The organism is Streptomyces sp. GC420, from assembly GCF_009916105.1.
GTDB lineage: Bacteria > Actinomycetota > Actinomycetes > Streptomycetales > Streptomycetaceae > Streptomyces.
Window position 1 is genome coordinate 1 of the sequence record NZ_JAAAXQ010000328.1, and the last position, 9242, is coordinate 9242.

The following is a 9242-nucleotide window of genomic DNA, read 5'->3' on the forward strand; positions in this document are numbered from 1 at the left end:
CTGCCTCATGTACGACCTGGTAGTGGTGGGCGCAGGCCCCTACGGACTGTCCATCGCCTCGCACGCCGAGGCCGCGGGACTGCGGCTGCGGGTCCTGGGCCGGCCGATGGCGTCCTGGCGAGATCACATGCCGCACGGCATGTTCCTGAAGTCCGAGCCCTGGGCCTCCAATCTCTCCGACCCCGACGGCCTGTTCTCCCTCGACGCGTACTGCAGGCGGCACGGACTGACGGCCCGGCACGGCGAGCCGCTGCCCATCGGCACCTTCACCGACTACGGGATGTGGTTCGCCGGCCATGCGGTGCCCGATGTCGAGGAGCTGACCGTGACCTCCGTACGGCCCTTCGGCAGCGGATTCCTGGTGGCGACGGCGGAGGGCGAGAGCATCGAGACCCGGACGGTGGCGCTGGCCGTCGGCGTCATGCCCTTCGTGCACTACCCGGGTCAGCTGCGTGGGCTGCCACCCGAACTGGTCTCGCACAGCAGCTCGCACCGGGATCTGGCCCCGTTCGCGGGCCGGGACGTCACCGTCGTCGGTGCCGGGCAGGCCGCTCTGGAGACGGCCGCGCTGCTCGCCGAGCACGGCGCCGCCGTCCGGCTCGTCGCCAGGGCCGGCCGGCTGAACTGGAACACCGTGCCCGCCCCGCTGGAGCGCGGACTGTGGCAATCGGTCCGCCGGCCGCACAGCGGGCTCGGCTCGGGCTGGACCAGTTGGGCCTGGTCGGAGCTGCCCTGGGCGTTCCGGCGGCTGCCGGCGGCCACCCGCGGCCGCATCGCGGCGGGAGCGTTGGGACCGGCGGGCGCCTGGTGGCTGAGGGAGCGCTTCGAGCCGCGGGTGCCGGTGCTGCCGGCGCACCGGCTGCGGGGCGCGGCCGCCGGGGGTTCCGGGCTGCGGCTGGACCTGACCGGGCCGGACGGGGACGTCTCGCTGTGGACGGACCATGTGGTCGCGGCCACCGGCTTCAGCCCGAGCCTGGACCGGCTGCCCCTGCTGGACCGCGAGGCGCGTGCCGCCCTGGCGACCTCGGGGACGGAGGGCAGGACGCCCGAACTGAGCGCGGGCTTCGAGTCCTCGCTGCCGGGGCTGTTCTTCGCGGGACTGCTGACGGCCCCGTCGTTCGGGCCCGCGATGCGCTTCGTGCACGGCGCGACCTTCACGGCCGATCGGCTGGTGCGCGGCGTGCTGCGGCGGCTGCGGTCGCACCGCACGTCGCACCGCACGGCGTACACCGTGCCGCGCCCGGCCGGGCGGGAGGAGCCGGTGCCGGTGCCGCTGCCGACGGCCGATGCCGGGCGCGGCGCGTAGCGGACCGGCGGCGGCCGGGGAATCGGGGGCCGCCGGGCAAACGGGGGCGGCCCCGGAACGAGCGTCGTTGCTCGTCCCGGGGCCGCGCTGAGGGACGGGAGCCGGACGCCGGGGTTTCGCGGGTCTTTGCGGTCGGCGTCCCCCGTGTCAGTGGTTGGCGCAGATGTTGCCGAAGCTGGGGTTCAGCAGACCGGTCACGCTGTCGCTGTTGCCGCACACGTTGAGCTGGAGGTCCAGGGGCACCTGCAGGACGTTGCCCGAGAGCACGCCGGGGGAGTGCTTGGCCAGGGCTCCGGCCTCGGCGTCGGCGAACGCCGGGGTGGCTGCGCCCAGGGCCATCAGCGAACCGGCCGCGATGGCGGCACCCTTCTTGTACATGGTCTTGCCTTTCTTATAGCAGCATGGTGCTGTCGAGGAAATAACGATCGTGCGATGCCCGAGGAAACAGGACTTTCTCCGTGCCGGAGTATTCACTCGAATGCACGTGGAGCGGCCGCAGGCCGGAATTCGATCCCGCTTCTGAATTCAACGGGTCGTACAGAGCGCCGCCCGGGCGCCGAGAAGAAGGAGTAATCGGCGCTCGGGCGGCACGGGTGCGGCGCGCGTCAGCCGTTGATGCTGCCGTTGCCCGACAGCAGGTCGATGTCGTCCAGGATGTGCGACAGCGGCTCGTCGCCCTTGGCCTGGGTGGAGTTCTCGGCGCACTGCTGGTTCTGCGGGCCGGACAGGAGCTGGACGTCCTGCAGCAGGGTGGCCGGCAGGAGGTCGAGGCCGGCGGCCTCGCCGAGGTTGACCTTGCCCACGGCCACGCACGGCTTGTTCAGGCTGCCCTGGACGAGGCCGAGCTGAGGGCTCAGGTCGCCGGCGGTCTTGGAGTTGCCGTAGAGCGAGGTGGCGCCGTTGCCGCTGGCCGACGTCGTGCCGGTGTCGTTGGCGATCGCCATGGCCGGGGAGGCTGCGGCGGCGGAGGCACCGACGACGGAGGCTGCAACCGCGGCCGAAGCCATAATCTTCTTGATCACCGTTCTTGTCCCTCTTCTTCTCAGGAATTGCGCACGATTGGTGCGGCGTCCTGGACAACCCGGTGCGGGAGTGTTTGGTTGCGGCCATTCACTCCAATGGCCTCACTCGTCAACGCCGGAAAACTCGGGAATTCCGATGGTTCACCCTGGGCCGTTCGGGTGAGGCGGCGGAACCGAATTCGGCCGATGGGGGTTGTGCTGGTCATCTTGCCCAAGGCATCTGAAAGGGAACGGATTGTGATCAAGAAGGCTGTGGCCATCGCGGCCATCTCCGCCTCGGCGATCGGCGTGGGTGCGGCCGCCGCTCCGCAGGCCGTGGCCGTCGGGAACGACACCGGCACCACCTCGTACAGCGGCAACGGCGCCGCACAGGCGTACGGAAACTCGGCCACGTACGGCTACATGAGCCCGCAGTTCGCCCTGATCCAGGGGTCCTTCAACAAGCCCTGCATCGCCGTTCCGAAGGTCAACGTCGGCGATCTCGCCGGTACGGGCACCCTGCTCCAGGACGTGCAGATCCTCTCCGGCCCGCAGAACCAGCAGTGTGTGGAGAACTCCACCCAGGCCAAGGGCGACGAGCCGCTGTCGCACCTCCTGGAGGACTTCGGCATTCTCTCGGGCAACGGCAGCAGCAACAGCTGACGGCTGTCGGCGGCAGGGCCTCCGGCTTTGCTCCGTATGGCAGCGGAGAGGCGGTACGGGACATCCCGTACCGCCTCTCCGTGTTTCCGTGTGTACCGGCTCCGCGTGCTACAGCACCTTCGACAGGAAGGACTTCGTCCGGTCGTGCTGCGGGTTGGTCAGCACGTCGCGGGGGTGGCCCGACTCGACGACGACGCCGCCGTCCATGAAGACCAGCGAGTCGCCGACCTCACGGGCGAAGCCCATCTCGTGGGTGACCACGACCATGGTCATGCCCTCCTCCGCCAGGTCCCGCATGACGTCGAGGACGTCACCGACCAGCTCGGGGTCGAGCGCCGAGGTGGGCTCGTCGAAGAGCATCAGCTTGGGCTCCATCGCGAGCGCACGGGCGATCGCGACACGCTGCTGCTGGCCACCGGAGAGCTGGGAGGGGTAGTTCCCGGCCTTGTCGGCCAGCCCCACCCGGTCGAGCAGGCGCTCGGCGCGGGCCCGGGCGACCGCCCTGGCCTCGCCCTTCACCTGCACCGGGGCCTCCATGACGTTCCCCAGCGCCGTCATGTGCGGAAAGAGGTTGAAGCGCTGGAAGACCATGCCGATGTCCCGGCGCTTGCGGGCAACCTCGCTGTCCTTGAGCTCGTAGAGCTTGTCGCCCTTCTGGCGGTAGCCCACCAGGTGACCGTCGACGTACAGCCGCCCCGCGTTGACCTTCTCCAGGTGGTTGATGCAGCGCAGGAAGGTGGACTTGCCGGAACCGGACGGGCCGATCAGGCAGAACACCTCGCCGGGAGCCACCTCGAGGTCGATGCCCTTGAGGATGTGGGCGGCGCCGTAGGACTTGTGAACGCCCTCGGCCTTCACCATGGCGGTCATGCCGTTCCTCCCTTCGGGCGTCCCAGCGCCATCATGCGCGTCTTCATCTTCTGCCACGGGGTCGGCGGCAGCGCGCGGCTGGAGCCGCGGGCGTAGTACCGCTCCAGGTAGTACTGCCCGACGCTGAGAACCGACGTCAGGATCAGGTACCAGGCCGCCGCGAGGAAGTACATCTCCACCGGGGCACCCGATGTCTGGCCGATGTCCTGGGCGTAGCGGAACAACTCGTAGAACTGGACCACCGACACGAGCGAGGTCGTCTTCAGCATGTTGATGACCTCGTTGCCCGTGGGGGGCACGATCACGCGCATCGCCTGCGGGATGACGATCCGGCGCAGGGTCTTGCCGTGGCTCATGCCCAGGGCGTGCGACGCCTCGGTCTGGCCCTCGTCGACCGAGAGAAGGCCCGCACGGCAGATTTCCGCCATGTACGCGGCCTCGTTCAGGCCGAGTCCCAGCAGCGCCGTGAGCAGCGGCGTCATGAAGCTGGACCAGTAGTCCTTGTAGATCGGACCGAGGTTGATGTACTCGAAGACCAGACCCAGGTTGAACCAGACCACGAGCTGGACCAGCACCGGCGTGCCGCGGAAGAACCAGATGTAGAACCACGCGATGGACGAGGTCACCGGGTTCTTCGACAGCCGCATCACCGCGAGCAGGATGCCGCCGGCGATGCCGATCAGCATCGAGAGGACCGTCAGGAGGAGCGTCTGGCCGACGCCCTCGATGATGCGGTTGTCGAAGAAGTAGTCCGGCACCGCATCCCAGTTGATCTGGCCCTGGGCGAACGCGTAGATGATCGAGACCAGGAGCGCGATCGCGATCACCGCGGAGACGTAGCGCCCGTAGTGGCGGACCGGGATGGCCCTGATGGCCTCCGGTCCGGCGGGCGGAGTGCCCGCCGGATCCGTCTTGTCGATGTCAACAGTCAAGGGTGGTGCCTTTCAGCGTGCGGTGCCCGGTGTTCAGGAGCCGCCGTTGATCTTGGCCTCGGTCACGGCACCCTCGGCGACGCCCCACTCGTCGATCACCTTCTTGTAGGTGCCGTCCTTGATGATCGCGTCCAGGGCCTTCTGGATGGCGTCGCGCAGCTCCGCGTTGCTCTTGGCGACGGCGATGCCGTACGGGGCGGCCTCGACCTGCTCACCCACGAGCTCGAAGTCCTTGCCGCCGCCCGATGTCTTCACCGCGTACGCGGCGACGGGGAAGTCGGAGGAACCGGCGTCGGCGCCGCCGGCGCGCAGACGGGTCTGGGCCTGCTGGTCGTTGTCGAAGGCCTCGATGGACAGCTTGCCCTTGCCGGCCTTGTCGCACTTCTTGGCCTCGGCCTTGGCCAGGTCGTGGGAGACGGTGCCGCGCTGCAGGGCGATCTTCTTGCCGCACAGGTCGGACCAGGTCTCGATGCCCTGGGTGTCACCCTTCTTGGTGTAGATCGACACACCGGCGGTGAAGTAGTCGACGAAGTCGACGCCCTCGCCCACCTTCTTGCCGGTCTCGGAGTCGACACCCTCCTGGCGGTCCTTGGTGTCCGTCATGGCCGACATGGCGATGTCGTAACGCTTCGAGCGCAGACCGGTGAGCAGGGTGTCGAAGGTGCCGTTCTCGAACTCGAACTTCACGCCGAGCTGCTTGCCCATGGCGTCGGCGAGGTCCGGGTCGATGCCGACCGTCTTGCCGGACTCGTCCTTGAACTCGACGGGCGCGTACGCGATGTCGGAGCCGACCTTGATGACGCCCTTGTCCTGGATGCTCTTGGGCAGGGCGTCGAAGAGGGGGGCCTTCGTGGCGGCGGCGCTCTCGGAGCCGCCGCCCTCCTTGCCTTCCTTGGTCTGGTCACCGCAGCCGGTGAGCATCAGTGCGCCCGCGACCGCGATCGCGCTGACAGCGGCGAGGCGGGACCGGGCAGCTGCCGTGCGGCGGATGGTGCTTGCGGTCATGGTTGGGTCCTCCGGCGGGATGAGGGAGTGGCCGTTGCGTCGGACACACATCATCGAGTGTCGCGACCTTGTGTGATTACGGCATCTTGCCATTCGGACCCGCGCCTTCAGGCATCCGCCTATGTCAAAATCGGATAACGGGAGACCCCCGAACCCTCGCAAGCCGGTACGACCTGGCCGGACACTCTGCGGGGGATGCCTTCTTCCGCGGCAAATTTTGCGGCACATCTCGACATCCGGACGATTAGGCTGTGATCGAACAGCCATTCCGGTAGCTGTCGGTGAGCCCGCATGTGTCCGGTCACCGAGCCTCGGTGTCCGGACGATGTGACGAACGGCGAACCGCTGTGGACTCGTGGATGTGCCGGTGATTCCGGTATGAAGGATCCTTACACCCCTCATCCGGGGCCCAGGGCGCGTGTGCGGCGCGCCCGCGCGTACATACCTGCGAGCACTCCCATGTACGCGGTTCCCGCCCACCCCTCAACCCGGGATGGCCACCCTCAACTGATTAAGAATTAAGGGGTCACACAAGTGGCAGCGGAGATCGTCAATCCTCGCAGCGACAGCAGCACGACGGATGCCGGCCAGGGTTCCGAGGAGCCCTTCGATCCGGCGTTCGCCCTGCACAGGGGCGGAAAGATGGCCGTGCAGGCCACCGTCCCGGTGCGCGACAAGGACGACCTGTCCCTCGCCTACACGCCCGGCGTCGCGAAGGTGTGCACCGCGATCGCCGAGCAGCCCGAGCTCGTGAACGACTACACCTGGAAGTCGAACGTGGTCGCCGTCGTCACCGACGGAACCGCCGTGCTCGGCCTCGGTGACATCGGGCCGGAGGCCTCGCTCCCCGTCATGGAGGGCAAGGCGATTCTCTTCAAGCAGTTCGGCGGTGTGGACGCCGTTCCGCTCGCACTCGACTGCACGGACGTCGACGAGATCATCGAGACCGTCGTCAGGCTCGCCCCCTCGTTCGGCGGGGTGAACCTGGAGGACATCTCCGCCCCGCGCTGCTTCGAGATCGAGCGCAGGCTCCAGGAGCGCCTCGACATCCCGGTCTTCCACGACGACCAGCACGGCACGGCCATCGTGACGCTGGCGGCGCTGCGCAACGCGGCGCGGCTCACCGGCCGGGAGCTCGGCGAACTCCGGGCGGTGATCTCCGGCGCCGGAGCGGCCGGAGTCGCCATCGCCAAGTTCCTGCTGGCCGCCGGTCTCGGCGACGTCGCGGTCGCCGACCGCAAGGGTGTCGTCAGCCGTGACCGGGACGACCTGACGGACGTCAAGCGGGAACTCGCCGAGATCACCAACAAGGCCGGGCTCTCCGGCTCCCTGGAGAGCGCGCTGGCCGGCGCCGACGTCTTCATCGGAGTCTCCGGCGGTACGGTCGCCGAGGCCGCGGTCGCCTCCATGGCGCCGGGTGCCTTCGTCTTCGCGATGGCGAACCCGGAGCCCGAGGTCCACCCCGACATCGCGCACAAGTACGCGTCGGTCGTGGCCACCGGGCGCAGCGACTACCCCAACCAGATCAACAACGTGCTGGCCTTCCCCGGCATCTTCGCCGGAGCCCTCCAGGTGCGGGCCTCCCGTATCACCGAGGGCATGAAGATCGCCGCGGCGACCGCCCTGGCGGACGTCGTGGGCGAGGACCTGCGCGCCGACTACGTGATCCCCTCGCCGTTCGACGAGCGGGTCGCCCCGGCCGTCAGCGCGGCCGTCGCGGCCGCCGCCCGCGCGGAGGGTGTGGCGCGCCGCTGACCGGCGCCGTCGCGTGTACCGGTGAAGGCCGGTGAAGGGCCCCGCCGTCCGGCGGGGCCCTTCGTCCGTCCGTGCCCGGTCCGCGCCCCGTGCTGTGCTCTGCCGGTGTGCTGTGCGGTGTCCCGTGCCCGGCGGCGGACGCGGCGTGTGTCACACGGCCGCGTGGTTACGCCGTCTCACGTCCGCGTCCTAGGCTCGGATCATGTTCGCCGCCTATGCCGCACGCATCGACCGTGACCAGCCCCTCAACGGCCTGGAACTGGGGGAACGCCCAGCTCCGGAGAGCCGCCCCGGCTGGACGACCGTCAACGTCAGGGCCGCCTCGCTGAACCACCACGACCTGTGGTCGCTGCGCGGGGTGGGGCTCGGCGAGGAGTCCCTGCCGATGATCCTGGGCTGCGACGCGGCGGGCGTCGACGAGGACGGCAACGAGGTCGTCCTCCACTCGGTGATCGGGCAGACCGGCCACGGGGTCGGCCCGGGGGAACCGCGCTCCATCCTGACCGAGCGCTACCAGGGCACCTTCGCCGAGCAGGTCAGCGTGCCCACCTGGAACCTGCTGCCCAAGCCGAAGGAGCTGTCCTTCGAGGAGGCCGCCTGTCTGCCCACGGCCTGGCTGACCGCGTACCGCATGCTCTTCACCAATGCCGGTGTGCGGCCCGGGGACTCGGTCCTCGTACAGGGCGCGGGCGGTGGTGTCGCCACCGCCGCGATCGTCCTGGGCAAGGCCGCCGGTCTGCGGGTCTACGCCACGAGCCGCGACGAGTCGAAGCGCAAGCGGGCCGTCGAGCTGGGCGCGGTGGAGGCCTTCGAGCCCGGTGCGCGCCTGCCGCGGCGCGTGGACGCCGTCATCGAGACGGTGGGAGCCGCCACCTGGTCCCACTCCGTCAAGTCTCTGCGTCCTGGCGGCACTCTGGTCATCTCCGGTGCCACGAGCGGCCCCAACCCGCCCGCCGCGGAGCTGAACCGCATCTTCTTCCTGGAGCTGAAGGTCGTCGGTTCCACGATGGGCTCCAAGGACGAGCTCGAAGACCTCCTCTCCTTCTGTGCGGCGGCCGGCGTCCGGCCGGTCATCGACGAGGTCCTGCCCCTGGACCGGGCGCGGGACGGCTTCGCCAAGATGGCCGGCGGAGACCTCTTCGGGAAGATCGTGCTGACGGTCTGACGCCGCGGGCATCGGTCCGACAGGGCCCGGAACCTCGAGTCCGGGCCCTTTTCCCTGCCCCGAGCGTCAACCTCGCGCTGGGGGCGCTCAGTGTGTCGGGGCGGCGTGACGACCTGGTCCGGGCACTGGAGGAGGCCCGGCGGCGCGGAGGCGTCTCGCGCGCCGACGCGGAGGCGCTGGCCGGGCTGGGCATCGACGTGGCCGAGATCGTGGCTCGGGTCGAGCAGACGCACGGGCAGGGCGCGCCGGCCGGAGCCGGACGGCGGCGGCGCTGGTGGGCGGGGTCCGGGCACCGGCCCTTCACCCGTGAGGCCAAGGCCGTGCTGGAACGCTCCCTGAAGTCGGCCCTGGGGCGCGGCGACCGGCACGTCGGCGACGCGCACATCTTGCCGGCGCTTGCCGACGGGCCGGGTGCGGCCGCGCGACGTGCTCGCCGGGTACGCGGCCCCGCGCGCCGGCATCGAGCGCGTACTCGGAGACGGGCGGGGCGACGGGCACGGCCGGGCGGCTGCCGCGGGCTGAGTGCTGAGTGCTGAGTGCCGTGG

The 9242-nt window shown here is 69.8% G+C and carries 10 protein-coding genes; 5 read left to right on the plus strand and 5 right to left on the minus strand.

What is annotated here, in order from left to right; all coding sequences use genetic code 11:
- Positions 1-7 precede the first annotated feature (7 nt).
- Positions 8-1306: an NAD(P)-binding domain-containing protein gene (locus GUY61_RS29800; protein ID WP_166633362.1), complete on the plus strand. Its 1299-nt coding sequence runs from the start codon at positions 8-10 to the stop codon at positions 1304-1306.
- Between the two features lie 147 nt (positions 1307-1453).
- On the opposite strand, the gene GUY61_RS29805 is transcribed toward GUY61_RS29800, so the two are convergent.
- Together GUY61_RS29805 and GUY61_RS29810 are read right to left on the minus strand one after the other, a co-directional pair.
- Positions 1454-1684 (minus strand): chaplin, encoded by a 231-nt coding sequence (locus GUY61_RS29805; RefSeq protein WP_166633353.1) that lies wholly within the window; start codon positions 1682-1684, stop codon positions 1454-1456.
- 227 nt (positions 1685-1911) lie between these two features.
- Complete coding sequence (locus GUY61_RS29810) at positions 1912-2328, minus strand: rodlin (protein WP_166633354.1); 417 nt, start codon at positions 2326-2328, stop codon at positions 1912-1914.
- Between the two features lie 237 nt (positions 2329-2565).
- Here GUY61_RS29810 and GUY61_RS29815 point away from each other — a divergent pair, with 237 nt between their 5' ends.
- Positions 2566-2970 carry a rodlin gene (locus GUY61_RS29815; RefSeq protein WP_166633355.1) on the plus strand — a complete coding sequence of 135 codons (405 nt, stop codon included), beginning with the start codon at positions 2566-2568 and terminating at the stop codon, positions 2968-2970.
- 108 nt (positions 2971-3078) lie between these two features.
- Here GUY61_RS29815 and GUY61_RS29820 read toward each other — a convergent pair whose 3' ends face one another.
- The 3 genes from GUY61_RS29820 to GUY61_RS29830 are packed head-to-tail and all read right to left on the minus strand — an operon-like array spanning position 3079 to position 5777.
- On the minus strand, positions 3079-3840 hold the full coding sequence (locus tag GUY61_RS29820) for an amino acid ABC transporter ATP-binding protein (RefSeq protein WP_166633356.1): 762 nt from the start codon (positions 3838-3840) through the stop codon (positions 3079-3081).
- Entirely contained in the window at positions 3837-4772 is a 936-nt protein-coding gene (locus GUY61_RS29825) for an amino acid ABC transporter permease (RefSeq protein WP_166633357.1), read from the minus strand. Before GUY61_RS29825 ends, GUY61_RS29820 begins: the two co-directional genes overlap by 4 nt.
- 33 nt (positions 4773-4805) lie before the next feature.
- Complete coding sequence (locus GUY61_RS29830) at positions 4806-5777, minus strand: ABC transporter substrate-binding protein (RefSeq protein ID WP_166633358.1); 972 nt, start codon at positions 5775-5777, stop codon at positions 4806-4808.
- A 534-nt stretch (positions 5778-6311) separates the two neighbouring features.
- Here GUY61_RS29830 and GUY61_RS29835 point away from each other — a divergent pair.
- From GUY61_RS29835 to GUY61_RS29845, 3 genes are all read left to right on the plus strand, one after another.
- On the plus strand, positions 6312-7532 hold the full coding sequence (locus GUY61_RS29835; RefSeq protein ID WP_166633359.1) for an NADP-dependent malic enzyme: 1221 nt from the start codon (positions 6312-6314) through the stop codon (positions 7530-7532).
- 202 nt (positions 7533-7734) lie between these two features.
- On the plus strand, positions 7735-8697 hold the full coding sequence (locus tag GUY61_RS29840; RefSeq protein WP_166633360.1) for a zinc-binding dehydrogenase: 963 nt from the start codon (positions 7735-7737) through the stop codon (positions 8695-8697).
- 92 nt (positions 8698-8789) lie between these two features.
- On the plus strand, positions 8790-9233 hold the full coding sequence (locus GUY61_RS29845; RefSeq protein WP_166633361.1) for a hypothetical protein: 444 nt from the start codon (positions 8790-8792) through the stop codon (positions 9231-9233).
- Positions 9234-9242 lie beyond the last annotated feature (9 nt).

Bases quoted from the DNA above. Each gene is read 5' to 3' on its own strand.
- GUY61_RS29830 (WP_166633358.1), bottom strand. From the start codon at position 5,777: ATGACCGCAAGCACCATCCGCCGCACGGCAGCTGCCCGGTCCCGCCTC.
- GUY61_RS29800 (WP_166633362.1), top strand. From the start codon at position 8: ATGTACGACCTGGTAGTGGTGGGCGCAGGCCCCTACGGACTGTCCATC.
- GUY61_RS29820 (WP_166633356.1), bottom strand. From the start codon at position 3,840: ATGACCGCCATGGTGAAGGCCGAGGGCGTTCACAAGTCCTACGGCGCC.
- GUY61_RS29840 (WP_166633360.1), top strand. From the start codon at position 7,735: ATGTTCGCCGCCTATGCCGCACGCATCGACCGTGACCAGCCCCTCAAC.
- GUY61_RS29805 (WP_166633353.1), bottom strand. From the start codon at position 1,684: ATGTACAAGAAGGGTGCCGCCATCGCGGCCGGTTCGCTGATGGCCCTG.